We start from the raw sequence: 26,673 nt of genomic DNA, 5'->3' as shown, positions 1-26,673 counted from the left end.
CCGAGCCGAGCCGAGCCGAGCCGAGCCGAGCCGAGCCGAGCCGAGCCGAGCCGAGCCGAGCCGAGCCGAGCCGAGCCGAGCCGAGCCGAGCCGAGCCGAGCTTCAGCCCGCGGCCAACTGGCCGCCCCGCTCCAACTCCAGCAACCTCCGCTTGCACTCCACCCCAGCCGCGTAGCCGGTCAGCGATCCGTCGCTGCCCAGCACCCGGTGGCACGGCACCACGATGCCGATGGGGTTCCGGCCGTTCGCCAGGCCGACCGCACGGGACGCCGTCGGGCGGCCGATCGACTCCGCCAGCTCCCGGTAGGTCGTCGTCTCGCCGTACGGGATCTGCAGGAGCGCCCGCCACACCGTCTCTTGGAAAGGAGTGCCACTGAAAGCTAACGGAAGGTCGAACTCGACCCGGCCACCGGCGAAGTACTCGTGCAGCTGACGCGTCGCCGCGACGAACGGGCGGTCGTCCCGGTCGCCGAAGACCGCGCGTGGCGGGCGGTACTGCGCGTCGCCGATGTACAGGCCGGCCAAGCCGCCGTCGCGGGCCATGAGGGTCAGCAGGCCTTCGGGACTGTCGATGACCGTGTGCACCACGATCATGCCGACACCGCGGGAATCCGGTTGATCGGATGGTCACCGGTCGCCCAGAGGTGCTGGACCGCGTACGCGCGCCACGGCTGCCATCGGCTGGCGTGCGCGATCAACGCGGCCGGACTCGTTGGCAGGCCTAGGGTTTCGGCGGCGATCTTCACGCCCAAGTCGGTCGCGACGAAGGCGTCCGGATCGCCGAGGGCGCGCATGGCGATGCTCTCCACTGTCCACGGGCCGAAACCCGGCAGCGCGGCCAGTTGTGCGCGAGCGTGGACCCAATCGCCGCCTGCGGTCAGGTCGACGTCGCCGGAAACCAGCGCCGACACCAGACCCAGCAGGGTCGCGCGGCGGGACTTCGGCATCGCCAGCGTTTCCGGGTCCAGTTCCGCCATTGCCTCGGGCGAGGGGAACAGGTGGGTCAGGCCGCCTTCCCGGTCCTCGATCGGGGTGCCGTGCGCCAAGACCAGACGCGCTGCGTGAGTACGGGCGGCCGCGGTCGAGACCTGCTGACCGAGAACGGCCCGCACGGCGAACTCGGCCGCGTCGGTCGTGCGCGGGACGCGCCTGCCCGGAGCGGCGGCGACCAGGGGCGCGAGAGTCGGGTCCGAGGCGAGTTGCTCGTCGACTGCCACCGGGTCGGCGTCCAGGTCCAGCAGCCAGCGGCAGCGGCTGATCGCGGCGGACAGGTCGCGCAGGTCGGTGAGGCTCAGGCGGCACGCGACGTTGTCCGGCTCCGGACGAAGGGACACGACGCCGTGGCCGTGCGGCAGGCGCAGGGTGCGGCGGTAAGCACCGTCGTGCCATTCCTCGACGCCCGGGACCGCAGTCGCGATCAGGTGCCCGAACAGGTTGTCCGGGCACAGCGGCCGGCGGAACGGGAGCCGCAGCGACAGCACGCCCGGCGACTTGGCTCGCTTGCCGCCGCGTACGCGCGAACGCAGTTCGCTCGGCGTCAGGGCGAAGACGGCCCGCACGGTTTCGTTGAACGTCCGGATGCTGGAGAACCCTGCGGCGTGCGCGATATCGCTCATCGGCATCGTGGTGGTTTCGATCAGCAGCCGGGCGGTTTCGGCGCGCTGGGCCCGGGCGAGTGCGAGCGGGCCCGCGCCGAGTTCGGCCTGTACCTGGCGTTCGACCTGCCGCACGCTGTACCCGAGCCGCGCGGCGAGCCCCTGCACGCCTTCCCGGTCGACGACTCCGTCGCCGATCAGGCGCATCGCGCGCGCCACGACGTCGGCGCGTTCGTTCCACAGCGGCGAACCGGGCGACGCGTCGGGCCGGCAGCGTTTGCAGGCGCGGAATCCGGCGGCCTGCGCGGCGGCCGCGCTCGGGTAGAAGCGCATGTTCTCGACCTTGGGCGGCACCACCGGACAACTTGGCCGGCAGTAGATCCGCGTGGTCAGCACCGCGGTGAAGAACCACCCGTCGAACCGGTCGTCTTTCGACTGCACCGCGCGGACACAGCGTTCGGTCTCCTCGTACACGTCGACCAGTCTGCCCCGCCGCGCGCACGAAACCTCGCGAAAAAACGACATCACCCTGGCGGGGCAACCGGCTCCCGGACCGCTGCTCGCGTATCGACGACGGACAACCGGCACACCAGTCCGGTCAGGCCCCGATGTCCCCGGGTGAAGACCATGAACACCAGATGCGCCAGCAGCCACAGCGACGTCCACCCGGAGTCCAAGCCGACCATAATGAAATAGCCGCCCGACCCGATCAGGAACCGGACGATCGTCTGCAGCACCGACGGCGGCCTCCCGTCCGCACGCACCACCGTCAGCAGAACCGCGCGCTGACCAGGCGTCGCGCCGTTGCCCGCCAGCGGCACGATCAGCAGCAGAACCGCAGTGGGCACCCACCGGCCGAGGACGTCGTCGATCAGCGTGTTGTTCTGCAGCGTGCCCTTCGTGACGTACTGCACCGCGAGCGCGATCATGCTCAGCACGACGCCCACCAGCGTGACCGAGATCAGATCGAGCACCATGCCCAGCAGCCGCCGCCGGGCGAGGACCGGACGCGGTTCGTCGGCCGGACGCAGCCGTCCGGAGCGGCGCAGCACAGGAGCGAGAAGCGCGCCGACCCCCGCGCCGACGGTGTTCGCCAGCAGGTCGCCGGTGTCGAACAGCCGGTACGGGCACTCCATCAGGAACCACACGCCGGTCAGCTGAGTCGTCTCGATGGCGAGCGACACGAAGAACCCGCTGACGATCGCGAACCCGATGCTCCGCCCGAACAACCGCCGCAGGAACACGCCCCACGGCACGAAGAACGCGACGTTGAACAACACCTGCCGCAGCGCCGGATTATCCAGCAGCCCGGTGTTGAACTGTTTCATGTCGTCAAGGAACTGAAGCGGATTCCATACTGGTTGCCGCAGCGATTCGTGCGCCGCGCAGTACGCCGCGTCGACGTTCGGCAGGGGCAGCAGCGTGTAGGTGACCAGCGCGAAGCAGTACACGAGGAACGCCGGCGCGGCGATCGCGCGCAGCATCCCCAGTTCGCCGCGTTTCCGATAGCTGACCGCCACGTACGGCACTACCAGAACGAACGCCAGCCCGAATCCGGCGAACACGGCGATCAGCGTGGGACCGCTCCACTGAGTCATCGTTCCTCCACCCGGCGTGAGCGCACAGGCTAGCGGGCGGCAGTAACCTGGGCACGCGGAAAGGAGGAGCAGTGGACGACGACATCGAAGACAACGCCGACACCGGCGTGCTGGATCCCGAAGACACCTTGGAGGACGGCGACCCTTACGACGAGGGGTATTCGCCGCCGGAACGTCCACTCGCGACTCGCGACTGGGGCACCACCGCCGCCGAAGAGGCCGCCGGGGAAAGCTGGGCCGGCCGCCTGGCCCGCGAACTCCCGGAGATCCGCGCGACCGACGGCGACGGCCTCGGCGACACTGACGACACCGACGGCGAGCTGGTCGACGACGAGGTCGGCGACTTCCGCGCGGGCCGCCTGGTTGCCTCCAACGCGGGCTTCGGCCCCGACACCGAGGCGGAGCTGTATGCGTCGGACGTGGGCATCGACGGCGGTGCGGCGTCGGCCGAGGAAGCCGCCGTGCACGTCGTCGATCCGCGGGATCAGTGACTCCTTCGCGGGGCGGATGCTCTCGGTAAGCCAGCCAGGATCCGCCGAAACAGCGGCCGGGAGTGCAGTACGTGTGCTGCTGCGGCGGGACTAGTCCGCCGGATCACCGATCCAGACTGACGCCGGAAGCACGTACGGCCGCAGCAGTTTGACCAGTTCCGCGTCCCCGTCGCCGTGCAGGGTTTCCTCGGTCAGCCGCCGGGCGACTCCGGCCAGGAAATCGGCGATCTGGACCCGCGGTTGCGATCTCGAGTCGACGAATCGCCACCGCGGTGGCAGGTTGAGCAGTTGGGAGAGCCGGGCCGGGGTGAGGGACGGCTGCTCGTCGTGGATGACGTTTTCCGGCCGCCAGAACGCGATCGTGTCGGCGAGGGCGGGCATCAACGGGTCGAGCGGCGGGACGAGGCCCGGGTTCGCGAGGAGTTCGTCGCGCAGGGCGGTCACCTGCGGGCGGGCCGCGACCAGATCGCCGAGGACGTCGGTCTGGGCGAAGAATTCGTCGGGACTGATCGCGGGAAGGCGGCGATTCGAGGTGCGCAACAGTCCGGTGAACGAGCGCAGGAATTCGGTCCAGCGGCGGGGTCCGTGGAGGCGGGGACCGTCTCGATGCAGGGCACGGGCTCGGGCATCCGGACGGGTTCGCAGGCATTCCGGGTAGGGGGTCTGGTCGACGAGCAGGTCGACGATTTTGCCCGCGAGGAACAACGCCTTGTCGACGAGCACCACACTGGCGGCGTCGGCGAGGGGTTCGGTGAGCAGCCACTCCAAGGCGGCGCGGTTTTTGGCGCGCAGGAGGTGGTTGGCTTTGTACTCGAGCGCGGGGGAACCGATGAGTTCCCGCAGCCGCGCAACGCATTCAGCGGCGTCCTCGGGTTCCAGCCGGACGGCGGCGTGCGCGAATACCGCGGTGTTCGCGCCGATCAGGTTCACGCCCTCCGAGCCGGACTCGTCGCACGCGATCGTCTGCGGCCGCACAGGGCCCGATCCTGCCAGGTCCGCGAGGCGAGGGCGACCCCCTTTCTCCAGGGGACCCCTGAGGTGGATTCCCGGATGTGCCAGCGGCCCCGGACGTTTCACCATGAAGGGGACGGAGGGAGCCGGTCATGGTGCTCGTCGAGGAGGACGTACACGCACTGGACGACGTCCGGCGCGGGCTGGTGGTGGTCCGCAACGGGTTCGCCGGGGCCGCGGAATGCTACCTGTGGTCGGTCGGCGGGCGGGTCCCGCTGTGGGAAACGCAGGCGATGGACCGCCTGCGCCGCCGGGGCCTGGTGAGAATCGCCCGCCGCAGGGGAGCCCCGGCGAGCCCGGTGGTCTTGACGGACCTCGGAGCGGCCGCTGCTTGAGTCCTTTGTGGACGGTTGGGGTGTTCGGGCGCTCGCGCGACAAGGTCGGACGCAGCGAAGGCAGCAGAGGCGGGCGCAGGTAAGGCAGCAAAGGCGGGTGCAGGTAAGGCAGCAAGGTCGGGCGCGGCTAAGTGTGTGGCCCGGGATTTGTGCCGAGCCGCCATGCTTTGCCGAGCCACTGTGCTGTGCCGAGCCACTGTGCTGTGCCGAGCCACTGTGCTGTGCCGAGCCACTGTGCTGTGCCGAGCCACTGTGCTGTGCCGAGCCACTGGGCTGTGCCGAGCCACTGTGCTGTGCCGAGCCACTGGGCTGTCGAGGCCGCCACGGCTCAGCGGACTCCGGTCAGCGACCATCGTGGCGTTGGCAAGAGCCGATCCGGTGCGATGGCCGCAGGCACCGGGGCGGCCACGACCCAGGAAGCGACAACCGAGCACGTCCGCGAACTGGCCGCGCTGGCGATGCCTGCTCGTCGTCCAGACGAGAGTCACCGCAGCTGCTTGAGCCGGAATGTCCCGGAGCAAAGGAAGCCCGAACTCCAGCTGAATCCGCCCGGGCAGCGCACCTCGCTACCGGCATGCTCATTGGACGGCCGGGAGCGAAACGGTCCCAAGGTTGCCCCGGAGCCGCCGGGAGGGCGGTGTGCGCAGCGCTCCCGGCGGCTCCAGGGCGGTCGGGCGGCCGGGACGGTGATCCCAGTGCACGGCACCGGCGTGCGCCGACCTGGTGAGCAAGCCTTCCGGCTGGATCGATTTCGAACTTAGCCCAGGTCCGGGGCCCGCAGGCGGCGCGTTCCCCGATCGTGTCGGCGGAACCACGCTGGTGGGCGGGTATCGATCGGGGAAGCGGCGCCCCAATTCAGAAGCAATTGCGGAAAGAGAACGACCGCGGCGAAGAAGCCGCGCCGCGAAGCAACACCGCACCGGTGCGGGACAATCGGCCTCGATCGGGAGGATGATCGGGGCATGGCCGGGTTCAGGGCCCGTCACCGGCGGGCGGTTGCGGACGAGGCGCTGGTCCGCGCGCTTTTCGAGGAGCACGGGCGTGCGATGCTCGCCTACGCCACCCGGCTGCTCGGCGACCGCGCGGCGGCGGAGGACGTGGTGCAGGAGGCGCTGGTCCGCGCGTGGCGCAGTCCGGACAGCCTGGTCAACGGGCGCGGGTCGGTGCGCGGCTGGTTGCTCACCGTGGTGCGGAACCTCGTGATCGACCGTTTCCGGGCCAAGGAGGCGCGGCCGCAGGAGGTGGCCGAGTCCCCGGCGGGCGGGCCGGTCGAGCGGGATCACGCCGACCAGGTCGTCGACTCGATGGTGGTGCTCGCCGCGCTGGACGGGCTTTCCCCGGAGCATCGCGAGGTGCTCGAGCAGATGTATCTGCAGGGGCGGAGCGTCGCGGAAGCGGCTGAGCGGCTCGGGATTCCTCCGGGCACGGTGAAGTCCCGCTCGTATTACGGGTTGCGGGCGTTGCGGGAAGAGTTCCGGCGAGCGGAAGGAGTGGCCGGATGAACACTGCCGACGAACACGTCGACCTGGCGGGATACCTGACCGGTCAGCTCGCCTCGGGCGAGCAGCGCGACGTCGAGGCGCATCTGGACGGCTGCGAGCGGTGCCGGGCCGAGGCCGCGTCCCTGCGCGAGGTGCAGAGTTTCCTCGGCGAGTTGCCGCCGGAGGCGTTGCTGGAAGGGCCGCCGGTGGGCGCGGACCTGGTGATGCGGCGGACCGTCGACCGGGTTCGCGCGGAGTCGCGCGCTCAGGCCGGGCGGGGGCGGTCGATGGCGGTCGCCGCGGCGGTCGTGGTGGCCGCGGTCGCGGTGGGCGTCGGGGTGCTGGTGGGGCGCAGCTGGTCCGGGCCCGCGGTGGCGGTGCCGACCACGCCGCCGCCGTCGACCAGCGTGGTTCCTGGCACGAAGGTCGTTTCCGGCGCGGACGCGAGCGGGCAGACCCGGCTCACCGCGAACATCGTGCCGGAGACCGGATGGGTGCGCGTGGACGGCTCGGTGACCGGCATTCCGGCCGGGCAGAAATGCCTGCTCGTCGTCCTCAGCAAGAACGGCCAGCGCCAGGTCGCGGGCGGCTGGATGGTGTCGGAGCGGGCGGCGCGGGACGGCGCGTACCTCTACGGCACGGCGGTCGTCGACCCGGCGCAGGTGGCGGCGGTGGTCATCGAGAACACCGCCGGGCATCGGTTTGTGGAGGCGGACGTCAGCTGAACCGCCGGCCGAGCCATTCGCGGACGGGCCGCCACGGCTCGTCGGCCGGGTCGATCAGGCGGAAGTGGTCGACGCCGGGGAGTTCGACGTAGTCCACGTCGTCGCCAGCCGCCTTCGCCGCGGCCACGTAGTCGCGGCTGTGCGCCACCGGGACCCGGACGTCGGCGTCGCCTTGGACGACCAGTTGCGGGCAGCCGACCGGGAGTTGCCGGATTGGCGAGGCCGCCGGGTCGTCGCCGGTCAGGAACAGGCCGGCGGCGCCTTCGCCCAATTCCTCAGCTCGCGCTCGGGGGACGTCGGTGATCGGGGCCAGTGCGACGACACCGGAGAGCGCGCCGCCGGCCAGCAGGGCCAGGTGTCCGCCCGCGGAGTGTCCGATCGCGACTGTCGGAAGTGCGGCGGGGCGTTCGACAGCGGAGATCGCGGCGAGCACGTCGTCCAGGGTTTGCGGCCAGCCGCCGGTGTCGCCGTCGACGCGCCGGTACTCGAGGTTCGCCACGTACCAGCCCGCGGCGACGAGGTCGGCCGCCATCGGGTCGAGCTGGTGCAGGTCGTGCCGGGCGCGCCACCATCCGCCGTGCAACAGGATCGCCGTGCCCCGCCCGCCCGGAGTCCCGTGGAGCTCGACGAACTGGCTGGGCTCGTTGCCGTAGCGGAGGGTTTCCATGCTGGCCATTAGATCACCATCGCGCCAGCCGTTCGTGCACTCTCGCGAGCCCTTCGTGCGCCGCGCGATACGCCTCGTACAGGCCGGTCAAGTCGGTCTCTGGGGCGAAGGTTCGCTCCACGGCGACGGTCGTGGCTGCGGCGGTTTCGATGTCCGGGTATAGGCCCGCGCCGACCGCACCGAGCAGGGCGGCTCCGAGTGCGGCGCTGTCGTGCACGCGGAGGCGTTCGACGGGGCGGCACAGGACGTCGGCGTGGAGCTGGGTCCAGAGGTCGCTGCGTGCGCCGCCGCCGGAGAACGTCACCGACGGGAGGGGTTCGCCGCAGGCTTCCTCGACGGTTTCCAGTACGTGCCGCGCCGAGAACGCCACTCCGGTCAGTACGGCTCGCGACAGGTCCGCGGTGCTCGTGGACGAGGTCAGGCCGAGGAAACTGCCGCGCAGGTCTGGATCCCACAGCGGCGCGCGTTCGCCTTGCAGATGCGGCAGGAACACCACGCCGGGCTTGCCTTCCGCGGCGGAGGCGAACACCTCTGGCACGGACAGTCCGGACACCCGGCTCCACCAGCGCACCGCGTCGCCGGCGGCTTGCGTGGGCCCGGCGTGCACGACGACGTCGCCTCGTGGCGGGAAGGTGACCAGGCCGCGGACCGGTTCGTTCCGGCGCGAGGCGGCTGCGACTACCAACGATGTCCCGCAGGTGACCATCGCGCGGCCCGGTTCTGTGGTGCGCGTGCCGAAAACCGCGCCGAACGCGTCCATGGTTCCCACGACGACCGGGGCATCGCCCAGCACGGCGGCGTGGCCGAGGGTTTCCTCGGGGGCGAGTAGTTCCGGCAGGCGGTCGCCGAGTCCGTCCACCAGGGCGACCGCTTCGGGCAGGTAGCCGGAAGCGCCCGCGATGCGCACGCCGGACAGTAGATCGGTCGCGACCCGGCCGGTGAGCCGGGCACCGATGAAGTCCTTGGGGCTCAGCATCCAGCGCGCGCGGGACCACTGCTCCGGTTGTTCGCGGGCGAACCACGCCGCCCGGGCACCGGCGAACGACGCATCCAGCACGATCGGGCCGCCCCAGATGCGTTTCTTGTCGTCGTCGGTGAAGCGTGCGTCGAGTTCCGCGGCGATCTCCGCGCAGCGCTGGTCCTGCCAGATCACTGCGGGAGTGAGCGGCCGCAGGTCGTGGTCGACGAGAAGATGGGTGTTGACCTGGCTGACGATCCCGGCAGCGCGCACCGAACCGGCGGGAAGTCCGGAAAGGACGGTGCGCAGCGCGGTTTCCGTTGCCTTCCACCAGTCTTCCGGATCCTGCCCGACCCAGCCGGGCCTCGGCCGCGCGATCGGGTAGGGCACCGAACGCGCCGCGAGTTCCCGGCCGTCCGGCGCGAACGCCGCGACTTTCACCGCGGTCGTGCCGACGTCGATGCCGAGCAGAGCTTCTTCGTCCATGCCACAGGGGTACCAGGAATTCGCTACCTTCGGAGCATGACCTCCGCCGCGGAGAATTACCTGCGCGAGTACCACGATCGCAAACCGGACGCGATGTCCGTGCTGATCGAGTCCGGCCGGGTGACCGGGGACGGCCGGACGAGTTACGAGGTGCTGGCCGAGCGCGTCGCGCCCGTGCGCCGGGTCCTCGATCTCGGCTGCGGCGACGGTGCGTTGCTGGCCGCTTTCGCCCATGACGGCGCGGAAAAGCTCGCCGGCGTCGACTTGTCGGCGGGGCAGCTCGCGCTTGCTCGGCAGCGGCCCGAGCTGACCGGTGCGCAACTGCGTCACGGGCGGGCGCAGGAACTGCCGTTCGAGGACGACAGCTTCGACGCGGTCGTGTCGCACATGGCGTTCATGCTCATGGACAACCCCGAGGTGGTCGCTGCCGAGGTCGCCAGGGTGCTGGCTTCGCGCGGGAAGTTCGCAGTGGTCGTCAGTGGTCCCGAATCGACCGGCGCGACTCCGGTGTTCCTGGAATTGGCCCGGCCGTTGTTCCGGGAGGTGCCGGAGGAACGACGGGCCACCTACACCGCCGAACGGCGCACGTCGCATCGCGAGGGGATCGACGAGGTGCTCGCTCCGGCCGGGTTCGCCCCGGTTTCCTGGGAGCCGTACGAGATCGACCTGACCGCCGCGCCGGACGAGGTGTGGACGCTGTGCTGTGAATCGTATTACTCGACCGACACTCTCGACGACGCACAGCTGGCCCGGCTGCGCTCGGCCTTCTTTGCCGAAACCGAGCGGTTGCGCACCGCGGACGGTCGGCTTCCGGCCGGGCTGTGCGTCAACCTGGCCAAAACGGAGCTGCTGAAGTGACCGTTCGCGCTACCGTCACGGGCATGATGACGCCCGCCGAAGAGTTCCTGCGCGACTTTCACGACCGGAACCCGGCAGCTGCGTCCGAACTGGCCGAGCGGGGCCGCGTCGACGGACGCTCGGTGTATGAGGCGTTCGCTGACCACGTGGGCCGGCCGGGCAGCGTGCTCGACCTCGGCTGCGGGGACGGCGCACTGCTGGCCGTGCTCGCCGGCCGCGGTACTGAAAAGCTCGCTGGCATCGACCTTTCCGCCAAACAGCTGGACGTCGCCCGCGGCCGGGCCGGGCTCGCCGACGCGGACCTGCGGCCAGGCCGCGCGCAGGAGTTGCCGTTCGAGGACGACAGCTACGACGCGGTCGTGTCGCACATGGCGTTGATGCTCATGTCCGACGTCGAGAAGGTGATCGCCGGGACCGCCCGCGTACTGCGGCCCGGCGGCACCTTCGTGATCGGCGTCGGCGGCGGCGGGACGGACGCCCTGGAGGTGTTCTTGAAGGTCGCCCGTCCGCTCTTCGCGGTGGTCGCCGAGGACCGGCAGGTGCCGACCTCCGGCGACCCGCGCAGCCGCACCCGCGAAGGCCTGGACGCACTTCTCGGCCCGGCCGGGTTCGCGCCGGTCGCGTGGCACCAGCTGCTGGTGGACCTGTCCGGCCCGCCGGATTCGGTCTGGCAGACCTGCCACGACACCTACTACCAGGTCGACGCCCTCGACGAGACGCAGCTGATGGGGCTGCGGACCGCGTTCAAGGTGGCGTCCCGGTCGCTGGTGGCCCCGGACGGCACGCTGCCGGCCGGGGCGCTCATCAACGTGGCGACGACACGGCTGACCTGACCGGTGCGCCGAACCACTGGGTGAGAGCGGCTTGGAGTGCCTCGACGTCTGGTTCGGCGTCGGTGGAGGACCAGGCGACGTAACCGTCCGGTCGGATGAGCAGTGCGGTGGGCGCGTCGCCCGTCGCGGTGGTGGACACGGTGGTCACGCGGTCGAGCCAGGGCGCGGCCACGTCGGCGAGCACGGCGTCGCGAGTCAGGTCGAGCAGTACCGGGCGCGCGGCTTGGTAGGCGGCGGTCAGCGGGCCTGGGTCGGCGAGCGGCAGGTCGGGAGCCCAGCGGCCGGTGTTCGGGTCGGCGCCGTAGTGGATGTCGGCCCCGGACATCAGGTCGGCGACGTGCTGCCGGGCATCCGGATAGGCCAGCAGTTCGGTGAAGAATTCGCGCAGCGCGGTGACTTCCGGCCCGGGCGCGACGAGCGCGCTCTGCGCCTGGGTGTGCATCACCACGCGCTCGCTCACTGGGCGGCGTTCGGCCTCGTAGCTGTCGAGCAGCCCCGGCGGAGCCCAGCCTTGGACCTCCGCGGCGAGCTTCCACCCGAGGTTCGCCGCGTCCTGCAGGCCGAGGTTCAGCCCCGGTCCGCCGATCGCGGAGTGCACGTGGGCCGCGTCGCCGACCAGCAGCACCCGGCCTCGCCGGTAGGTCTCGGCGATTCGGGTGTTGCCGCCGGTCAGCCTGCGCAGCAGGAACGGGCCGGGGCCGGACGGCGGTTCGAGCGGCAGGTCGACGCCAAGTACCCGTTGTACGCTCGCGCGCAATTCTTCCATGGTCAGCGGATCGTCCTCGGCGAAATCCGCCGCACCGTCGCGTTCGTTGGTCGACAGTGCCGGGTTCGCCGGATCGAACGGCGCGAACACGAACAACCCGGTTTCCGTGCGGTGGTGCTGGAACGGCGGGATGACGCCGGTCTCCAGCTTCAGTCCGCCGGTCGCGGGGTCGACGAACGACTGCGGGATCCGGACGTTCGCGCTGCGGGCCACCGTCTCGTCCCACGTGACGCCGGGGAAGTCGATTCCGGCCAGCTTGCGCACCGTGCTGCGTCCGCCGTCCGCGCCGACGAGGTATTCGGCGGCGAGTTCGTAGGGCCCGTCCGGTCCTCGCACCTGCACGGTCACTGAGGTTTCGTCCTGGGTGAAGCCGGTGATTTGGTGGCCGCGGCGGAGTTCGGCGCCGAGTTCGCGGACGTGCTCGATCAGGGTTTGCTCAAGTTCGTGTTGCGGCTTCGGCAGGAGATACATCGGGTTTCTGGGCAGATCGGCGAATTCGATCGGGAAAGCGCCGAAGACGAACCGCGGGGCCGGAGTGGGTTCCAGGGCGCCGGTGAGTCTCTTGAACAGCCCGCGCCGGTGCAGCAGCGACACGACCTGGCCGACGAGACCGTTGGCACGGCGCAACCCGTCGGGTTCGGCGAGCCGCTCCAGGACGGTGGGGCGGACTCCGGCAAGGCAGAGTTCGGCGGCGAGCATCAGGCCGTTCGGCCCGGCGCCCGCGATGACGACGGCGGACATGGGGATCTCCTTGCGGGATCAGGGAAGCACCTCGGCGAGGGTGTCGAACGCCTGGTGCACGATGTCGGTCAGATCGGCGGGAGGGGAGGCGCGCAGCCATTCCTGGATGACTGCGCGCAGCACGCCGCCCGCCGTGGTGGCGATGAGCTGGACGCGGAGGTCGTGGACGTCCGCGCCGAGGCGTTCCGCGATCGCTTCGGCCAATGCTTCTTCGGCCGCGGCGTTGGCTTTGAGGAATTCGCCCGCCAGCGCGGGTTCCGCGATCATGACCCGGACCCCGGCTGTCCATTGTGGATCCGATGCGCCGCCGGGAGCGGTGTCGCGGTCGGCGTTGAGCTGCATCAGCGAGGCTTCCCGCAGCGCGGTCCACAGCGGTTCCGTCGCCGGGCGCGCACGGAGGTGATCAGCGATCCCGCGAGCTCGGTCCTGGTGCCGCGCGACGATCGCTTCGGCTTTGCTGGAGAAGTAATTGTTGACTGTGCGCGGCGAAACTCCGGCCGCGCGGGCGATTTCCTCGATTGTCACGTTCGACAGACCGCGCTCGACTGTGAGCCGTACTGCCGCCCAGGAGATGTCGACCCGGGTCTCTTGGCGGCGGCGGTCTCGCAGGTTCGGGCGCTCGGTCATGTGCCCACCCTAGCCTACTGCTTGCGCGTCACGCAAAGTTTGCGCGTCACGCAAGTTTGCTGGCAGGGAAGAAGCCCGGGGCGAGGTGCCCCGGGCTTCTCGGCGACGCGCGTCCGGTCAGTCCTTGGTGCTCTTGAACGCGTCCTTCACCTTGTCCGCAGCCTGCTTGAGGTTGCTCTTGCCCTGCTCTGCCTTGCCTTCGGCCTGCCACTGCTCGTTGTCCGTGGCGTTGCCGACGGCCTCCTTGGCGCGACCCTTAAGTTCTTCGGCCTTGTTCTCGGCTTTGTCGTTCACTGTGGGTCCTCCCTTCTAGCCCCTCGCAGTTCGGCTACCCGCTCTCCGGCGCGGCAAACCTGCGAAGACGCCGGGCTTAGTTCGCGGGCACGGCGGAGTGACTGTGTCCGCCCTTGGTGGCCACCGCCGCGGCTCGCGGCAGCGAACCGCGAAATTTCCCTTTCCGGTGGCCGTGTTCTGTTTCACCGGGTTCAAGCCCGGCGTCTGTCCACTCGAAACGGGTCGAGGGAGGCGGCTAAGGGAGCACCCGGCACAACGCGGCGAGCGCGCCCGACCACGCGCTCGCCGACGGCGTGCTGAAACCGATCACCAGCGCGTCGCGGTCCGCGGGTGCGTCGGGATGCCGGAACGCGCCGATTCCGTGCATGGCCAGCCCCTGCCACGCGGACCCTTGCACCACCGCGTTTTCCTCGCCGGAGGGGACGTCCACGAGCACCTGCAACCCGGCCGACAGCCCGGTCACCCGCGTGTTCGGCGCGTGTTCGGCCAGCGCCGCGACGAGCTGGTCGCGCCGGCGGCGGTAGTGCAGCCGCATCGCGCGGATGTGCCGGTCGTAGCTGCCCGAAGTGATGAACTCGGCCATCGTGAGCTGGTCGAGCACGCCGGAATGCGGGTCGCGTTCGCCCTTGACTTCGGCGGCGGCCCTGGCGATCCGCGGCGGCAGCACCATCCAGCCGAGCCGCAGGCCCGGGGCGAGCGCTTTGCTGGTGGTGCCAAGGTAAATCACGTGCTCCGGGTCGAGTCCCTGCATCGCGCCGACCGGGCTGCGGTCGTAGCGGAACTCGCCGTCGTAGTCGTCCTCCAGCACCAGGCCGCCAGTCCGGCGCGCCCAGTCCACGACCGCGGCGCGGCGGTCCGGATGCAGCGCGACGCCGGTGGGGAACTGGTGCGACGGCGTCAGCAGCACCGCGCCGACGTCGGGCAGGTCGTTGAGCCGTTCGACCATCGCGCCGTCGGCGTCCACCGGCAGCTGCGGGGTCTCCAGGCCGACCTTGTCGAGATGCGCGCGATGCACCTGCAAGCCGTACGCCTCTACGGCGACCGCCGCAGCTTCTCGCTGCTTCAGTGCTTCGGCGAGGACGATGAGACTGTGCGACGTACCCGTGCAGATCATGATCTGGTCCGGGTGCGCGCGTACGCCGCGAGTGCGGGCGAGATACTCAGCCAGGGCTTCGCGCAGCTCCGGGCGGCCGTACGGACCGCCGTAGCCGAACGCGTCGTCGGGCGCGACGGCCAGTGCGCGCCGCGCGGCCTTAAGCCAGTCTGCCCGGGGGAACGCGGACAGGTCCGGTTGACCGGGGCGCAGGTCGTGCACGATCCGGTGGCGCGACGCAGGCTTCGGCATGGTCGGTGCGGGCGCGATTTCGGCGCGCGGGGCAACCCGGGTTGCCGCGCCTTGCCGCGCGGTGAGCCAGCCTTCGGCGACGAGTTCCGCATACGCTTGCGCCACGGTGTTCCGGGCGATTCCGAGATCCGTGCCGAGCGTGCGGCTGGACGGCAGTTTCGCACCTGGCGCGAGACGACCGGTGCGGATGGCGTCGCGCAGCGCCTCCATCAGGCCGTCGCGCAGGCGAGGCCCGCGCAGGTCGAGGTGGAGGTCTTCACTCAGCGAACTGGCCCACTCCGCGCGCACGGAAATGGACCATAACAGAGTGCCAATCGCTCGTAGGGTCGATGTCATGACCACGACAGAACGACTTCCGGTGCAACCGCCTCGCCTCAACATGGCGGAGCTGGCACCCGAGGCATACAAGGCGATGATCCGCTTCGACGCCGCGACTCGCCACGGCTTCGACCCGATGCTGCGGCAGCTGGTGCTGATCCGGGCGTCGCAGCTCAACCACTGCGCCTTCTGCATCGACATGCACTCGAAGGACGCGCTGGCCGCCGGCGAAACGACCGAACGCGTCATCCAGCTCTCGGCGTGGCAGGAGTCGAAGCACTTCTACACGGCGAAGGAGGTCGCCGCGCTGGAGCTGACCGAAGCGGTCACCGTGCTCACCGACGGCTTCGTGCCCGACGAGGTCTTCGCCCGTGCGGCCGAGCAGTTCGAGGAGGCCGAGCTGGCTCAGCTGATCGCGACGATCACGGTGATCAACGCGTGGAACCGGTTCGCCGTCACGACGCGGATGGTGCCCGGCGAATACGTTCCGGGGAAGCAGTGACCTGGTGGTCTGGACCACTATGTGAGCGGGATCGCGGGCGGCCATACCGTCGGTTTGACCGGGGAATGGAAAAAGGGCACCCGGGTTTTCGGGCGCCCTTTTCCGCGACTGGTGACTTAACCGATCCAGGGTGATTACTGAGTGTGCTTGCCGTCCTCGGTTTATCCGGATTCAGCTAAGTAAGCAGCCGCTTAAAACCGTGGTGGACGGTCGTTTGGTGTCTTCTTGACGGCCTGTGACGGCGACTACTGACGGTGAGTTTTACCCGCGAGGGTGAGGTTGCCCCCGGATTCCGCGGTTAGCGTGGTCGGCGCGATCCAGATGCAGTTTCCGGATCGCGTCCGCTCTCGCTGAAATGGAGTTCCGTGATGACCCGGGGTGACGCACCGGTGGTCTGGCTGATTGCCGGAACCCGGCCGGAGGCGATCAAAATGGCGCCGGTCGTGCAGGAGATGCGCCGGTCCGGACGGCTGGACCCGGTGCTCGTCGCGACCGGGCAGCATCCCGAGCTGGTCGACCAGGTGCTCGCGGCGTTCTCGCTGACCCCGGACCTGCGGCTCGCTCTGAACCGGGTCAACGGCGGTCAGCCGGAGTTGTTCTCGCAGCTCGTCACCGGTCTCGAGGCGCTCGCCCCGCCCCGCCCGCCCGCGGCGGTGCTCGTGCAGGGCGACACGACGTCCACTGTGGCCGGTGCGCTGGTCGCGTTCTGGCGCAAGATTCCCGTGGTGCACTTGGAAGCCGGGCTGCGTTCGTTCGATCTGCAGTCTCCGTTCCCGGAGGAGCTGAACCGGCGGCTGGTCACGCAGACCGCGAGCCTGCACCTGGCTCCGACGCCGATGGCCGCGCAGAACCTGCGTGCGGAAAGCATCGACGACGGCGTTGTGCTGGTCACCGGAAACACTGTGGTGGACGCGATTTCCCGGGTGACTGACCGGGGAGTGTCCTTTGCCGGCAGTGCGGTCGCCGACGTGATCGAGTCGGCGACACGGGGTGAGTGCCGGTTGGTTCTGGTGACTGCGCATCGCCGGGAGTCCTGGGGCGAGCCGCTGACCCGCATTCTGTCCGCTGTGGACACTCTGCTGGCCCGCCATCCAGACGTTCGCGCATTGCTGCCGATGCACCCGAATCCGACTGTGCGGGAGGCGGTCACCGCGGCGCTCGCCGGGAATCCGCGCGTGGTGCTTACTCCGGCGCTGCCTTACGAACAGACCGCGGCGGCGATCGCGGCGAGTTCGCTCGTGCTGTCCGATTCCGGTGGCATCCAAGAGGAAGCTCCGACGTTCAAGGTGCCGGTTCTGGTGCTGCGGGACACCACGGAACGGATGGAAGCCGTGAACGCCGGTTGCGCGATGCTCGTCGGCACCGACGCCGATCTGATCGTGGAGACCGCGTCGAGGCTGTTGACCGATCCGGCGCAGCGGTCGGCGATGAACGCGCGCACTAATCCGTTTGGGGACGGCCGGGCCGCGGAGCGCACGGAGCACGCTGTGGCTTGGCTGCTCGGCCTGACCGCTGAAGCGCCGGAGCCGTTCGTCCCGGAGTCGGTCGAGGTCGTGCAGTGAAGCAACGGTTCCCGGCGTGGTTGCGGCTCGGGATCATTGTCGTCGCGGTGGTCAGCTTGGTGGGCGGGATCGTCGTGGTGGTCTCGGACAACGGCTCCGGTTCGGAAGCGGCCTCGCCGATCGAACCGGTGCTGCGGCAACCGAAAATCGGCCTGGCCGGTCCTGGCGGTCGTGACGACCGGCGCACGTTGGTGCTCTTCGATGACGGGCGGCGGTTGCGGCCGAGCCCGCCCGCGACGCAGGTCGCCGAGGAGGCGCAGGCCAACGCGATCCAGACGGCGAACCTGGTGTCCCGTTCCACCGCTTGGCGAATGCTGCCCGCCGCCGACTACCGGCCCGGCGAGCTGAACGAGTACCAGGCGGTCGTCTACGTCGGGACGGTTTACGACGCGCAGCTGCCGCCCGCGTTGCTGGACGACGTGAGCCGGACCCGGCTGCCGGTGGTGTGGATCGGCAGCAACATCTGGCAGCTGTTCGACCGCACGCCGACACTTGCCGGAAAGTGGGGCTGGACCTGGGCTCCGTTCCGGGAGGACAAGGTCACGACGGTGTCCTATCGGGACACTGACCTGCGGCGCGATCCCAATTCGGGGATCGACGTCGTGGGAGTGCGGGTGACCTCTGCGAAGGCGAAAGTGCTGGCGCAGGCGAAGTCTGCTGACGGCGCGACGTCGCCGTGGGCGGTCCACAGTGGATCCTTCACCTACCTCGCCGAAGTGCCGTATTCCTATGTCGGTGCCGGTGACCGCTATTTGGCAGCTGCGGACATCCTGCTCGGCGTGCTCGCGCCGGACGCTCCGGAACGGCGACGTGCGCTCGTGCGGATCGAGGACATTGGCCCGCGTACGCCGCCTGCTGAAGTGCGAGCGGTTACTGACTACCTCAGCGGGCGCGGAGTGCCGTTCTCGCTGGCGGTGTACCCGTATTACGCGGATCCGCGCGGGGAAGCGAATGGCGGCAAGCCGACGTTCGCGAGGCTGGTGGACAGCCCGGAACTCGTTGCGGCACTGCGAGACGCCGTCGCGCGGGGCGGGACCTTGGTGATGCACGGTTACAGCCATCAGTACGGCGAGGCGGACAACCCGTACTCGGGAACCAGTGCCGCTGACTACGAATTCTACCGCGCGACCGTTGACCACAAGGACAATGTGCGGCTCAGCGGCCCGGTTCCGGAGGACTCGCCGGAGTGGTTCCGCAGCCGCATCGCGACTGGTCTCGCCGAATTCGACCGGGTCGGCTTGCCGCGGCCGGACGCATTCGAGTTCCCGCATTACGGCGGTTCCGCGGTGGACTATCAGGAGGCGGGCCGGATCTTCCCGATGCGGTACGACCGGGGAAGCTACTACGCCGGACAGTGCGACGGCGGCCAATGTGGACTGACCGACGTGTCCTATCGCGAGGTATACGGCCAGTTCTTCCCGTATCCGGTCCGAGACGTCTACGGGACTGTCGTGGTGCCGGAGAACGTCGGCAACGTCGCCCCGGTCAAGTTCAACCAGCACGCCGCGCGCACCGCCGACGACATCCTGGCCGACGCGAAAACCCATCGTGTGGTGACCGACAGCGTCGTCAGCTTCTACTATCACCCGTTTCTTGGCATCGGCGACCTTCGAAGGGTGGTCGAGGGCATCGAGGGGCTCGGCTATCGCTTTGTGGCTCCTGCCGCCGTTGCTGCCTGAGTTTCTTCTGGAAGGAAAAGAAATGTCTGTCACCCGGGTCGCTCCCGCGGTCGTGTCCGCCGCCGCGATCGGTGTCGCGCCGTTCCACGGGGTGCTGTGGTTTGTCCTGTCCGCGGTCGGATTCGTCGCGATGGCGTTCACGGTCCGCTCGGTTCGGCTGCGTACCAGCGGATCCCGGGGCCGGCACGCGGCATGACGCAGCCGTGGTGGTTCGTGCTGCTGCTGTGCTGGTGGCCGGTGCACAACCTGGTGCTGGCGGCCTTCGCCTGGCGTGCGCCTCGGCCTGCCTCGGAACGCTCGTCAAGGCCCTTGCTGTTCTGGATTGTCATTCCGGCGCTGAACGAAGAACGCGTCATCGCCAACACGGTGCGGAACGCGTTACGGCTGGGCAGTCCTGAAACTCCGGTGCGAGTGCTGGTCATCGATGACGGATCCGATGACGGCACGCCGGAGATTGTCGCGGGCATCGCCGATGACCGGCTGCATGTTCTGCGGCGTGACTTGCCTCAGGCGCGGCGGGGCAAGGGCGAGGCTCTCAACGCGGGTTACCGCTACATCGACGCCATTGCCGAGCGCGAGGGCTCGGTCTCGCAGACCGTCGTGGGCATCATTGACGGTGACGGGCGCGGCAGTGCCGGGTTGCTCACCGAGGTAGCGGCGATGCTGCGGAGCCGTGGCGTCGGCGCGGTGCAGTGCCGGGTGCGAATCCACAATAGACACCGGTTGCTGGCGTTGTTGCAGGACTTGGAGTTCGGCGCGATCGCGGATGCCTCACAGTCGTTGCGGGATGTGCTCGGCAGCGTCGGGATGGGCGGCAATGGGCAGTTCACGAGACTGTCGGTGCTGCGGAAGTTCGGGCCGTCGCCGTGGAGCGACTGCCTGGTCGAGGACCTTGAACTGGGTCTGCGGCTGCATCTGGCCGGAGTGCGGATCCGGTACACGCAACGGGCTTGGGTGACTCAGCAAGGGTTGGAAGACGTGCGGCGCCTGCTGCGCCAGCGGACTCGCTGGGCACAAGGAAACCTCCAGTGCTCACGGCATTTGCGCGGTCTCGCGACCTCGCGATTCATTGCCGGGACCGGATTGTTCGACTTCCTGGTCTATCTCGTGGTGCCCTGGCTGACTGTTCCGCTGTCGTTGCTCGCGGCGGCGCTGCTGGTGATCGTGCCGGTGGCGTTGCTGACCGGAAACTCGTTCGGCGGTTTGGTCGCGGAGACCGGGAATCTGTCGCAAGCCGTTGCGTTGTGGCTGGCCGCGTTGCTGCTGCCCGGAATCATGTGGGCGATCGTCTACTTTGTCCGGTTGCGCGACGAACCCCTGCATCGGGCGTTGCTGGCCGGGCTGTGTTACCCGGCCTTCCTCTTGCTGGGCGTGCTGGCGACGTGGCGAGCCGTGTTCCGGATTGTCTTGAAGCGGAATGTGTGGGCGAAAACGGAAAGGCTGGCAGAGTTGCCAGCCTGACCGTCTTCACAGGGTGCGCAGCAGCCGTACGGGGTTTTCCATGCAGTCGGCGACGAAGCGGAGGAACCCGCCCGCGGTGCCGCCGTCGCAGACGCGGTGGTCGAAGGCCAGCGTCAGTTCGGTGATTTTGCGTGCGGTGACCTGACCGTCCACAATCCACGGCCGGTCGATGATCCGGCCGACGCCGAGGATCGCGACCTCCGGGTAGTTGATGATGGCGGCCGAACCGTCCACGCCGAACACACCGTAGTTGTTCACAGTGAACGTGCCGCCAGTGAGGTCGGCCGGAGCGAGCCGTCCGGAGCGGGCTTGTTCGGTGCGGTCGGCGAGGGCGGCGGACAGATCTTCCAGCGGGCGCTGGTGTGCGTTCTGGACCACCGGGACGACCAGGCCACGGTCGGTCTGCGCGGCGAAACCCAAGTGGACGGCGGACGGGATGACGATCTCGTCGCCGTCCAGATGCGCGTTCAGTTCGGGGAAACGGCGCAGGCCCGCGACGGCGAACCGGGCGATGAGTGCGAGCAGGCTGAGTTTCGGGGCGTGCGGGTCGCTGTTGAGTTCGGTGCGCAGCCGCAGCAGTTCGGTCGCGTCGACGTCCACCCAGACGGTCGCCTCGGGGATCTCGCGGCGGGAGCGGGTGAGTTTGTCGGCGACGGTTTTGCGCAGGCCGCGCAAGGGGATTCGTTGCTCGTCCGGGGTTGCCGCCAGGGCCGCGGAGGTCGCCGGGGTCGCCGGGATTGCCGAGGTCGCTGGGGTCGCGATCGCGCGTTCTACATCGGCGCGGCTCACGATGCCGTCGGTTCCCGTGCCGGTGAGCGCGTGAAGGTCCACTCCGGACTCACGCGCGAGACGGCGGACCAGCGGCGACACTACGCGGATTCGGTCCGAAGTGGACTTCGCTGTCACAACGGGCGCTGACGCTGGTGCTTTGCTGCCGCGCGGTCGCCTCGCGCGCCGGGTGCGGGTTTGGCTGGTGCCATAGCCGATCAGGACGTTCCCACTGCCCTCCGGCGTCACGACGCCAGGCTCGGTGAAGTCCGCGGCACTGTCCACAGTGATCAATGGGCTGCCGACGGTTAGTACTTCGCCCGCTGCTCCGTGCAGCGTCGCGACCCGGCCCGCGAACGGCACCGGGACCTCGACGCTCGCCTTCGCCGTCTCGACTTCCACGACGGTCTGGTCCACGGTCACGGTGTCGCCGACCGCCACGTGCCACGCGACGATTTCCGCCTCGGTCAGACCTTCGCCGAGGTCGGGCAGTTTGAAGACAGCCATCACTTCTCCCCGTCGAGCGGTGCCGCGTCGTCCCACTGGAGCCGTTCGATGGCGTCCAGGATCCGGTCGACGCCCGGCAGGTGGTGCTGTTCCAAATTCGGCGCGGGATAAGGAATGTCGAACCCGGCGACGCGCAATACCGGCGCTTCCAAGTAATGGAAACAGTGCTCGGACAACTGCGCGGCGACTTCGGCACCGTAGCCGCAGAATCGGCTGGCCTCGTGCACCACGACTGCGCGCCCGGTGCGCCGAACGGACGCGGCGACCGTTTCCAGATCGAAGGGCGCGAGGCTGCGCAAGTCGATCACTTCGGCGTTGTAACCCTCTTCGGCGGCGGCTTCGGCTGCTTCGAGCGTGGTGCCGAGTGCTCCGCCGTAAGAAATGAGGGTGACGTCGCTGCCTTCGCGGCGAATCACCGCTTTGTCGAGACCGGGCGAACGGTGTTGCGGGTCAACGGTTCCCTTTTCCCAGTACCGGCGCTTGGGCTCGAGGAAAATGACCGGGTCCGGACTGTCGATCGCCTCGCGCAGCAGGGTGTAGGCGTCGTCCGGCGTGGCCGGGGTGACGACGCGCAGGCCGGCCGTGTGCGTGTAGTAGACCTCGGACGAATCGCAGTGGTGCTCGACGCCGCCGATGCCGCCGCCGTAGGGCACCCGGATCACCACGGGCAGTTCGACCTGGCCCTTGGTGCGGTTGCGGAGTTTGGCGAGGTGGCTGGTGATCTGCTCGAACGCGGGGTAGGCGAACGCGTCGAACTGCATCTCGATCACCGGGCGCAGGCCGTTCATCGCCATCCCGATCGCGGTGCCGACGATGCCGGATTCGGCGAGCGGCGAATCGAAGACGCGGGCGTCGCCGAAGCGTGCGGCGAGTCCGTCGGTGACGCGGAAGACGCCGCCGAGCGTCCCGACGTCCTCGCCGAAGACGAGCACGCGCTCGTCCTCGGCAAGTGCGTCGGCGAGGGCGCGGTTCAATGCGCCGGCGAGGGACAGCGTCGTGTCCAAAGTGGCGGTCATGCCTGGTCCTCGGTGTTCTCGTGGTTCTCGCGCGCCAGTTCGGCGGCCTGCTGCCGCAACGCGGCGGTCGGTTCGGCGTAGACGTGCCGGAACAGATCCGCTGGGTCGAGTTGGGTGTCGACGTTCATCCGCTCACGCAACGCGGCTGCTTCCTCTTCGGCACGCGCGTCGATCTCTTGCTGCGCCTTGTCGTCGAGGAGGCCACGGTCGGTGAGGTACTGCTTGAGGCGGCTGATCGGGTCGCGCGTGAGCCACTGCTCCACTTCGGCCTTGTCGCGGTAGCGCGTCGCGTCGTCGGCGTTGGTGTGGGACTCCATGCGGTAGGTGATGGCTTCGATGAGCGTCGGCCCTTCGCTCGCGGCGGCGCGCTCGACAGCCTGCTCGACGACAGCGTGTACGGCGGCCGCGTCGTTGCCGTCAACGAGTACAGACGGCATGCCGTAGCCGACACCCTTGTACGCGAGCGAAGGCGCAGCAGTCTGTTTCTCGAGCGGGACGCTGATGGCGTAGCCGTTGTTCTGTACGAGGAAGACGACCGGTGCCTTCCAGACGGCGGCGAAGTTCAACGCTTCGTGCGTGTCGCCTTCGCTGGTGGCACCGTCACCGACGAGAACGAGCGAGACCGTGTCCTCGCCCTTCACGCGCGCAGCGTGCGCGAAGCCGACCGCGTGCAGCGTATTGGTGGCGAGCGGCGTGCACTGCGGCGCGACGTTGGCGCGGTACGGGTCGTAGCCGCAGTGCCAGTCGCCGCGCAGCAGGGTGAGCACCTCGACCGGGTCGACGCCGCGAGCGACGACGGCCATCGAGTCGCGGTAGGTGGGGAAAAGCCAGTCCTGCGGGCGAAGCGCGAGGATCGAGCCGATCTCGGCGGCCTCTTGCCCGCGCGCCGACGGGTACACCGCGAGCCGGCCCTGTTTGGTGAGCGCGGTGGCCTGGGTGTCGAAGCGGCGTCCGGAAACCATGCCGCGGTAGAGGCGGAGGAGGACGTCGTCCGCGGGCATCACGAGCACCGGGTCGGGCATCGGCGCGCCGTCGGCGGTCACGAGGCCGAGCGGCTCGTCGCTGGGCAGGAAATAGGACGCGGCAGCGCGTTCCGTGGTGGTCACCGACAGCTCCCATCGACAAAGACGAGTAGGCCCTGATACTCGCTGTCTGGCGATCAAGGATCCAGACTTGCTCGGGAAATGTGGAATGATGGCCGGGTTGCGGAATCTTGATTGGATGATTGGCTTGGGAGGTGGCGCGGATGTCCCAGCCGGGTGGACAAATGGCAGCGGCGCTCGACGAGGTCGACCTGAAACTGATCGCCGAGCTGAAGAAAGACGGCCGCGCCTCGATGCGCGCCCTCGCCGAACGCGCGCATATTTCGCGGGCCGGTTGCTACACGCGCGTGGAGCGCTTGCACCGCGAGGGAGTGATCACGGGGTACGCGGCCGTCACCGACCCGCGCCGGATGGGGCAGGGGCTGGCGGCGTACGTGTACTTGAAGGTCACGCAGAACTCGTGGCGCACGGTGAGCGCGGAACTCAAGCACATCCCGGAAATCGAACACGGCGGCCTGGTGTCCGGGGACAACGACCTGATCCTGTTCGTGCGGACCCGCGACGCGGACAGCCTGCGGGACTTGGTGTTCGAACGGCTGCAGTCCATGCCGGACGTGCTCTCGACGCACACCGTGCTGGTCTTCGACGAGCTGTGAGCCTTCGTCAGGCCGGTTTGACCAGGTAGACCGCGAGCTGGAGCACCCCGGTCGCCTCGAACGGCATCGGCGTGCGGCGGTAACCGGCCCGTTCGTAGAGGGCGATGTTGCGTTCGCTGGACGCGCCAGTGAAGAGGACGTACTGCTTCGTCTCCGGCGGAGCGTGGCGCTCGGCGTGTTCAAGAAGGACTCGTCCGAGACCGCGCCCCGCCAGATCCGGCGCGACCATCAGACGGCCGATTTCCCAGCCGTCGTCCTCGACCGTGCGGGCGCGGACCGCGCCGACGAGCCGGTGTCCCTGCCGGACGACCCAGCTGCGCCAGGTTTTGATCGACTCGCGGACCTCGGCGAGGTCTTCGGTCAGCGCGGGATGCTCCAGGGTGTTGTTGAGCAGGGCTTCCTGGACCCAACAGCACCGCTGGAGCACCATCAGCTCGGCGGCGTCGTCGGAGGTCGCTGGGCGCAGGGTCGCGCCGGGGAGGGTTTCGAGGTCCACCTGTCCTGTTGTAGCACCGGGCCGAGGGCGATGGAGTCGGTTCAGGAGCCCAGAACGAACTCCGTGCCAAACGGATCGCGGACGGTCACCATCCGCCCGTACGGGCTGTCCCGCGCTTCGACAACCTCGCCGCCGTGCTCGACCGCCCGGGTGCCAGCCGCGTCAGCGTCGGTGACGAGGAACAGCGTGCCCCACGCCGACGCGGTGGCGGACGGGTCGCCGACGATGCCGCCGATTTCGTGGTCGTCCGGGCGGCGGAGGAAGGTGAAGTCGACGCCGGGGAGGTCGTCGTTGCCATCGAGGGTGAAGGCGAAGACCTCGCAGTAGAAGTCGCGCGCCGGGTTGGGCGCTGGCGTGACGAGGTCGTTGCGCAGCAGAGTGCCGGGTTCGTTGACGAGCCGGGCACCGGGGAGCTCGCGGCCTTGCCAGATCCCGAACCGCGCCCCGGCCGGGTCTTCCGCGACGGCGACACGGGCGAGGTCTTCGTCGTTGTGCGGATGGTCGAGGAGCTTGCCGCCAGCGGAGGTGACGGCTTTCGCGGTGACGTCGCAGTCGTCGGTGGCGAAGTAGACGGTCCAGGCTGGTCGGGGGTTGGTTGCCTGCCGCAGGCCAGCGACGGGGAGGCCGCGCAGCAGGCAGTGGTCGCCGTCGAAGGTCCAGCCGAGGACGGCGCGGTAGAAGCGTCGCGCGCGGTCCAGATCCGGTACGGCGAGGTCGATCCAGGTCGGGGTGCCGAGCGGCTGGTTGTGGTCGACGGCGCTCATCAAGATCCCTTCGTCGGTGATGGCGGCGACGTTATGGCGGATTGCGGACAGCCGCGGTCCTCGGCTGCTCAGCATGTGGGAGGCGGTGGCCGGGTCCGGTTCGGCGCACGCATTCTTGACCGGGCACCCCGGATCGGAATGGCAGGCGAGAATGAGCACGTCCCCGCTCGAAAACCCCGCTTGGGCCGCGTTGAGCGGCCCGCACGCGTCGTTCGCGGAGCAGAAGGGGCAGGTGCTGCGGTATCCGGTGGACGTCTCTCCGTTCCTCGCCGTGCCGGACCAGCCGGACGAGCGGGTGTGGCACGACATCGCCGACCTCATCGGTCCGGGCGCGTCGACGGTCGTGGTGGGCCGGGGCGGGACGCCGCCGCCCGCGGACTGGACGGTGGAGGCCGAGATAGCCGGGGTGCAGATGGACGGTTCGGCCGCCCCGGCGGTCGCCGACGCGGAGGCGGTGCGGCTGACCGAGGCGGACGTGCCGGAGATGCTCGATCTGGTGTCCCGGACGAAGCCCGGCCCGTTTCTGCCCCGGACGATCACCTTGGGCGCCTACCTGGGCATTCGCCGTGACGGGGCGCTGGTGGCGATGGCGGGCGAGCGGATGCACCCGCCGGGGTGGACGGAGATCAGTGCGGTGTGCACGGACCCGGCGTTCCAGGGGCAGGGATTGGCGGCCCGGCTGGTGCTGGCGGTGGCCGCGGGGATCCGGGAGCGCGGGGAACGGCCGTTTCTCCACGCCGCCGGGACGAACACCGGCGCGATCCGGCTGTACGAGAAGCTGGGGTTCCGGCTCGCCCGGCAGATTCAGTTCGGCGCTTACCGGGCTCCTTCGCGGTAATCGGCGGTTCCGGCGAGAATTTCGGCTAGGCCTGTCGGGCGCAGCAGCGGGTCGGGGTGGCAGGCGGACGTAGCTGTGTGGGATTCCGCCCCACGCCGCTGGGTCTTCGGTGCCGGTGCCGGTGGCGCTGTGGCCGGACGGGACCGTGCTCCCTTACCCGGCGGACGGTTTCGGCGACGTGCGCGACGTTGTCGGCGTGCGTGACGCCAGCCGTTGGCGATGGCTCTTCGGCGAAGGCCGCGCGGTCTTGGG

The 26,673-nt window shown here is 69.4% G+C and carries 28 protein-coding genes; 13 read left to right on the top strand and 15 right to left on the bottom strand.

Features of this window, described 5'->3' with window-relative positions; all coding sequences use genetic code 11:
* Positions 1-102 precede the first annotated feature (102 nt).
* From ACZ7SW_RS11595 to ACZ7SW_RS11585, 3 genes are read right to left on the bottom strand one after another with little or no spacing between them, the layout of a single operon-like run.
* Positions 103-594, bottom strand: coding sequence for a methylated-DNA--[protein]-cysteine S-methyltransferase (locus tag ACZ7SW_RS11595; RefSeq protein WP_470230332.1), 492 nt, complete (start codon positions 592-594; stop codon positions 103-105).
* Positions 591-2,069 carry an AlkA N-terminal domain-containing protein gene (locus tag ACZ7SW_RS11590; protein ID WP_470230331.1) on the bottom strand — a complete coding sequence of 493 codons (1,479 nt, stop codon included), beginning with the start codon at positions 2,067-2,069 and terminating at the stop codon, positions 591-593. Before ACZ7SW_RS11590 ends, ACZ7SW_RS11595 begins: the two co-directional genes overlap by 4 nt.
* A 50-nt stretch (positions 2,070-2,119) precedes the next feature.
* Positions 2,120-3,193, bottom strand: coding sequence for a VanZ family protein (locus ACZ7SW_RS11585; RefSeq protein WP_470230330.1), 1,074 nt, complete (start codon positions 3,191-3,193; stop codon positions 2,120-2,122).
* A 71-nt stretch (positions 3,194-3,264) separates the two neighbouring features.
* Between ACZ7SW_RS11585 and ACZ7SW_RS11580 the strand changes: the two genes are divergently transcribed.
* Complete coding sequence (locus ACZ7SW_RS11580; RefSeq protein ID WP_470230329.1) at positions 3,265-3,684, top strand: DUF5709 domain-containing protein; 420 nt, start codon at positions 3,265-3,267, stop codon at positions 3,682-3,684.
* A 90-nt stretch (positions 3,685-3,774) separates the two neighbouring features.
* Here ACZ7SW_RS11580 and ACZ7SW_RS11575 read toward each other — a convergent pair whose 3' ends face one another.
* Positions 3,775-4,659, bottom strand: coding sequence for a DUF3800 domain-containing protein (locus tag ACZ7SW_RS11575; protein WP_470230328.1), 885 nt, complete (start codon positions 4,657-4,659; stop codon positions 3,775-3,777).
* A gap of 128 nt (positions 4,660-4,787) precedes the next feature.
* Between ACZ7SW_RS11575 and ACZ7SW_RS11570 the strand changes: the two genes are divergently transcribed.
* The 3 genes from ACZ7SW_RS11570 to ACZ7SW_RS11560 all read left to right on the top strand — a co-directional run bounded on the left by ACZ7SW_RS11570 (position 4,788) and on the right by ACZ7SW_RS11560 (position 7,236).
* Entirely contained in the window at positions 4,788-5,030 is a 243-nt protein-coding gene (locus tag ACZ7SW_RS11570) for a hypothetical protein (protein ID WP_470230327.1), read from the top strand.
* Positions 5,031-5,992: 962 nt separating this feature from the next.
* The gene (locus ACZ7SW_RS11565; protein ID WP_116198539.1) at positions 5,993-6,532 is read left to right on the top strand and encodes a sigma-70 family RNA polymerase sigma factor; all 540 of its coding nucleotides are present in this window, start codon (positions 5,993-5,995) and stop codon (positions 6,530-6,532) included.
* Positions 6,529-7,236: an anti-sigma factor family protein gene (locus ACZ7SW_RS11560; RefSeq protein ID WP_470230326.1), complete on the top strand. Its 708-nt coding sequence runs from the start codon at positions 6,529-6,531 to the stop codon at positions 7,234-7,236. The genes ACZ7SW_RS11565 and ACZ7SW_RS11560 overlap by 4 nt, the downstream gene beginning before the upstream one ends.
* Here the strand turns inward: ACZ7SW_RS11560 and ACZ7SW_RS11555 are convergent.
* Both ACZ7SW_RS11555 and ACZ7SW_RS11550 read right to left on the bottom strand, forming a co-directional pair.
* Positions 7,229-7,912: an alpha/beta hydrolase family protein gene (locus ACZ7SW_RS11555; RefSeq protein WP_470230325.1), complete on the bottom strand. Its 684-nt coding sequence runs from the start codon at positions 7,910-7,912 to the stop codon at positions 7,229-7,231. The genes ACZ7SW_RS11560 and ACZ7SW_RS11555 overlap by 8 nt on opposite strands.
* 4 nt (positions 7,913-7,916) lie before the next feature.
* Positions 7,917-9,347: an FGGY-family carbohydrate kinase gene (locus ACZ7SW_RS11550; RefSeq protein WP_470230324.1), complete on the bottom strand. Its 1,431-nt coding sequence runs from the start codon at positions 9,345-9,347 to the stop codon at positions 7,917-7,919.
* A gap of 36 nt (positions 9,348-9,383) precedes the next feature.
* Between ACZ7SW_RS11550 and ACZ7SW_RS11545 the strand changes: the two genes are divergently transcribed.
* Positions 9,384-10,205 (top strand): class I SAM-dependent methyltransferase, encoded by an 822-nt coding sequence (locus ACZ7SW_RS11545; RefSeq protein ID WP_470230323.1) that lies wholly within the window; start codon positions 9,384-9,386, stop codon positions 10,203-10,205.
* Complete coding sequence (locus tag ACZ7SW_RS11540; protein WP_470230322.1) at positions 10,202-11,038, top strand: class I SAM-dependent methyltransferase; 837 nt, start codon at positions 10,202-10,204, stop codon at positions 11,036-11,038. The genes ACZ7SW_RS11545 and ACZ7SW_RS11540 overlap by 4 nt, the downstream gene beginning before the upstream one ends.
* Here the strand turns inward: ACZ7SW_RS11540 and ACZ7SW_RS11535 are convergent.
* From ACZ7SW_RS11535 to pdxR, 4 genes are all read right to left on the bottom strand, one after another.
* Positions 11,010-12,545 carry an FAD-dependent monooxygenase gene (locus ACZ7SW_RS11535; protein WP_470230321.1) on the bottom strand — a complete coding sequence of 512 codons (1,536 nt, stop codon included), beginning with the start codon at positions 12,543-12,545 and terminating at the stop codon, positions 11,010-11,012. The two genes, ACZ7SW_RS11540 and ACZ7SW_RS11535, sit on opposite strands and share 29 nt — an antisense overlap.
* 18 nt (positions 12,546-12,563) lie before the next feature.
* Positions 12,564-13,172, bottom strand: a complete 609-nt coding sequence (locus ACZ7SW_RS11530) for a TetR/AcrR family transcriptional regulator (RefSeq protein WP_470230320.1) — start codon at positions 13,170-13,172, stop codon at positions 12,564-12,566.
* A gap of 117 nt (positions 13,173-13,289) precedes the next feature.
* On the bottom strand, positions 13,290-13,466 hold the full coding sequence (locus tag ACZ7SW_RS11525; protein WP_470230319.1) for a CsbD family protein: 177 nt from the start codon (positions 13,464-13,466) through the stop codon (positions 13,290-13,292).
* A gap of 235 nt (positions 13,467-13,701) precedes the next feature.
* Positions 13,702-15,099, bottom strand: a complete 1,398-nt coding sequence (gene pdxR / locus ACZ7SW_RS11520; RefSeq protein WP_470230318.1) for a MocR-like pyridoxine biosynthesis transcription factor PdxR — start codon at positions 15,097-15,099, stop codon at positions 13,702-13,704.
* Positions 15,100-15,145: 46 nt separating this feature from the next.
* Here pdxR and ACZ7SW_RS11515 point away from each other — a divergent pair, with 46 nt between their 5' ends.
* The 5 genes from ACZ7SW_RS11515 (at position 15,146) to ACZ7SW_RS11495 (ending at position 20,333) form a co-directional block, all read left to right on the top strand.
* Positions 15,146-15,631 (top strand): carboxymuconolactone decarboxylase family protein, encoded by a 486-nt coding sequence (locus ACZ7SW_RS11515; RefSeq protein WP_470230317.1) that lies wholly within the window; start codon positions 15,146-15,148, stop codon positions 15,629-15,631.
* 368 nt (positions 15,632-15,999) lie between these two features.
* Positions 16,000-17,193 carry a non-hydrolyzing UDP-N-acetylglucosamine 2-epimerase gene (gene wecB, locus ACZ7SW_RS11510; RefSeq protein WP_470230316.1) on the top strand — a complete coding sequence of 398 codons (1,194 nt, stop codon included), beginning with the start codon at positions 16,000-16,002 and terminating at the stop codon, positions 17,191-17,193.
* Entirely contained in the window at positions 17,190-18,872 is a 1,683-nt protein-coding gene (locus ACZ7SW_RS11505) for a DUF2334 domain-containing protein (protein WP_470230315.1), read from the top strand. Before wecB ends, ACZ7SW_RS11505 begins: the two co-directional genes overlap by 4 nt.
* A gap of 22 nt (positions 18,873-18,894) precedes the next feature.
* Positions 18,895-19,068 (top strand): hypothetical protein, encoded by a 174-nt coding sequence (locus tag ACZ7SW_RS11500; RefSeq protein WP_470230314.1) that lies wholly within the window; start codon positions 18,895-18,897, stop codon positions 19,066-19,068.
* Entirely contained in the window at positions 19,065-20,333 is a 1,269-nt protein-coding gene (locus tag ACZ7SW_RS11495) for a glycosyltransferase family 2 protein (protein ID WP_470230313.1), read from the top strand. Before ACZ7SW_RS11500 ends, ACZ7SW_RS11495 begins: the two co-directional genes overlap by 4 nt.
* A 6-nt stretch (positions 20,334-20,339) precedes the next feature.
* Here the strand turns inward: ACZ7SW_RS11495 and ACZ7SW_RS11490 are convergent, their stop codons facing one another.
* Genes ACZ7SW_RS11490 through pdhA form a run of 3 tightly spaced genes read right to left on the bottom strand, consistent with a single transcriptional unit; the run spans position 20,340 to position 23,730 of the window.
* Positions 20,340-21,608 (bottom strand): dihydrolipoamide acetyltransferase family protein, encoded by a 1,269-nt coding sequence (locus tag ACZ7SW_RS11490; RefSeq protein ID WP_470230312.1) that lies wholly within the window; start codon positions 21,606-21,608, stop codon positions 20,340-20,342.
* Positions 21,608-22,624 carry an alpha-ketoacid dehydrogenase subunit beta gene (locus ACZ7SW_RS11485; protein ID WP_470230311.1) on the bottom strand — a complete coding sequence of 339 codons (1,017 nt, stop codon included), beginning with the start codon at positions 22,622-22,624 and terminating at the stop codon, positions 21,608-21,610. Before ACZ7SW_RS11485 ends, ACZ7SW_RS11490 begins: the two co-directional genes overlap by 1 nt.
* Positions 22,621-23,730 (bottom strand): pyruvate dehydrogenase (acetyl-transferring) E1 component subunit alpha, encoded by a 1,110-nt coding sequence (pdhA, locus tag ACZ7SW_RS11480; RefSeq protein ID WP_470230310.1) that lies wholly within the window; start codon positions 23,728-23,730, stop codon positions 22,621-22,623. The genes ACZ7SW_RS11485 and pdhA overlap by 4 nt, the downstream gene beginning before the upstream one ends.
* A 140-nt stretch (positions 23,731-23,870) precedes the next feature.
* Between pdhA and ACZ7SW_RS11475 the strand changes: the two genes are divergently transcribed.
* On the top strand, positions 23,871-24,323 hold the full coding sequence (locus ACZ7SW_RS11475; protein ID WP_235079332.1) for an Lrp/AsnC family transcriptional regulator: 453 nt from the start codon (positions 23,871-23,873) through the stop codon (positions 24,321-24,323).
* A gap of 7 nt (positions 24,324-24,330) precedes the next feature.
* On the opposite strand, the gene ACZ7SW_RS11470 is transcribed toward ACZ7SW_RS11475, so the two are convergent.
* Positions 24,331-24,819 carry a GNAT family N-acetyltransferase gene (locus ACZ7SW_RS11470; RefSeq protein ID WP_470230309.1) on the bottom strand — a complete coding sequence of 163 codons (489 nt, stop codon included), beginning with the start codon at positions 24,817-24,819 and terminating at the stop codon, positions 24,331-24,333.
* 41 nt (positions 24,820-24,860) lie between these two features.
* The gene (locus tag ACZ7SW_RS11465) at positions 24,861-25,583 is read right to left on the bottom strand and encodes a VOC family protein (RefSeq protein ID WP_470230308.1); all 723 of its coding nucleotides are present in this window, start codon (positions 25,581-25,583) and stop codon (positions 24,861-24,863) included.
* A 151-nt stretch (positions 25,584-25,734) separates the two neighbouring features.
* Between ACZ7SW_RS11465 and ACZ7SW_RS11460 the strand changes: the two genes are divergently transcribed.
* Complete coding sequence (locus ACZ7SW_RS11460) at positions 25,735-26,421, top strand: GNAT family N-acetyltransferase (RefSeq protein WP_470230307.1); 687 nt, start codon at positions 25,735-25,737, stop codon at positions 26,419-26,421.
* Positions 26,422-26,673: the final 252 nt, after the last annotated feature.

The organism is Amycolatopsis sp. NPDC114484 (assembly GCF_055633755.1).
Note: the sequence above shows the minus strand (reverse complement) of the source record. Positions and strands in the feature narration are given on the sequence as shown.

Excerpts from the sequence above, each read along its gene's own strand:
- ACZ7SW_RS11570 (WP_470230327.1), top strand. The coding sequence starts at position 4,788 with ATGGTGCTCGTCGAGGAGGACGTACACGCACTGGACGACGTCCGGCGC.
- ACZ7SW_RS11475 (WP_235079332.1), top strand. The coding sequence starts at position 23,871 with ATGTCCCAGCCGGGTGGACAAATGGCAGCGGCGCTCGACGAGGTCGAC.
- ACZ7SW_RS11495 (WP_470230313.1), top strand. The coding sequence starts at position 19,065 with ATGACGCAGCCGTGGTGGTTCGTGCTGCTGCTGTGCTGGTGGCCGGTG.
- ACZ7SW_RS11595 (WP_470230332.1), bottom strand. The coding sequence starts at position 594 with ATGATCGTGGTGCACACGGTCATCGACAGTCCCGAAGGCCTGCTGACC.
- ACZ7SW_RS11565 (WP_116198539.1), top strand. The coding sequence starts at position 5,993 with ATGGCCGGGTTCAGGGCCCGTCACCGGCGGGCGGTTGCGGACGAGGCG.
- wecB (WP_470230316.1), top strand. The coding sequence starts at position 16,000 with ATGACCCGGGGTGACGCACCGGTGGTCTGGCTGATTGCCGGAACCCGG.
- ACZ7SW_RS11535 (WP_470230321.1), bottom strand. The coding sequence starts at position 12,545 with ATGTCCGCCGTCGTCATCGCGGGCGCCGGGCCGAACGGCCTGATGCTC.
- ACZ7SW_RS11560 (WP_470230326.1), top strand. The coding sequence starts at position 6,529 with ATGAACACTGCCGACGAACACGTCGACCTGGCGGGATACCTGACCGGT.
- ACZ7SW_RS11545 (WP_470230323.1), top strand. The coding sequence starts at position 9,384 with ATGACCTCCGCCGCGGAGAATTACCTGCGCGAGTACCACGATCGCAAA.
- ACZ7SW_RS11515 (WP_470230317.1), top strand. The coding sequence starts at position 15,146 with ATGACCACGACAGAACGACTTCCGGTGCAACCGCCTCGCCTCAACATG.
- ACZ7SW_RS11490 (WP_470230312.1), bottom strand. The coding sequence starts at position 21,608 with ATGGCTGTCTTCAAACTGCCCGACCTCGGCGAAGGTCTGACCGAGGCG.
- ACZ7SW_RS11555 (WP_470230325.1), bottom strand. The coding sequence starts at position 7,912 with ATGGCCAGCATGGAAACCCTCCGCTACGGCAACGAGCCCAGCCAGTTC.
- ACZ7SW_RS11485 (WP_470230311.1), bottom strand. The coding sequence starts at position 22,624 with ATGACCGCCACTTTGGACACGACGCTGTCCCTCGCCGGCGCATTGAAC.
- ACZ7SW_RS11460 (WP_470230307.1), top strand. The coding sequence starts at position 25,735 with ATGAGCACGTCCCCGCTCGAAAACCCCGCTTGGGCCGCGTTGAGCGGC.
- ACZ7SW_RS11530 (WP_470230320.1), bottom strand. The coding sequence starts at position 13,172 with ATGACCGAGCGCCCGAACCTGCGAGACCGCCGCCGCCAAGAGACCCGG.
- ACZ7SW_RS11550 (WP_470230324.1), bottom strand. The coding sequence starts at position 9,347 with ATGGACGAAGAAGCTCTGCTCGGCATCGACGTCGGCACGACCGCGGTG.
- ACZ7SW_RS11500 (WP_470230314.1), top strand. The coding sequence starts at position 18,895 with ATGTCTGTCACCCGGGTCGCTCCCGCGGTCGTGTCCGCCGCCGCGATC.
- ACZ7SW_RS11585 (WP_470230330.1), bottom strand. The coding sequence starts at position 3,193 with ATGACTCAGTGGAGCGGTCCCACGCTGATCGCCGTGTTCGCCGGATTC.
- ACZ7SW_RS11465 (WP_470230308.1), bottom strand. The coding sequence starts at position 25,583 with ATGAGCGCCGTCGACCACAACCAGCCGCTCGGCACCCCGACCTGGATC.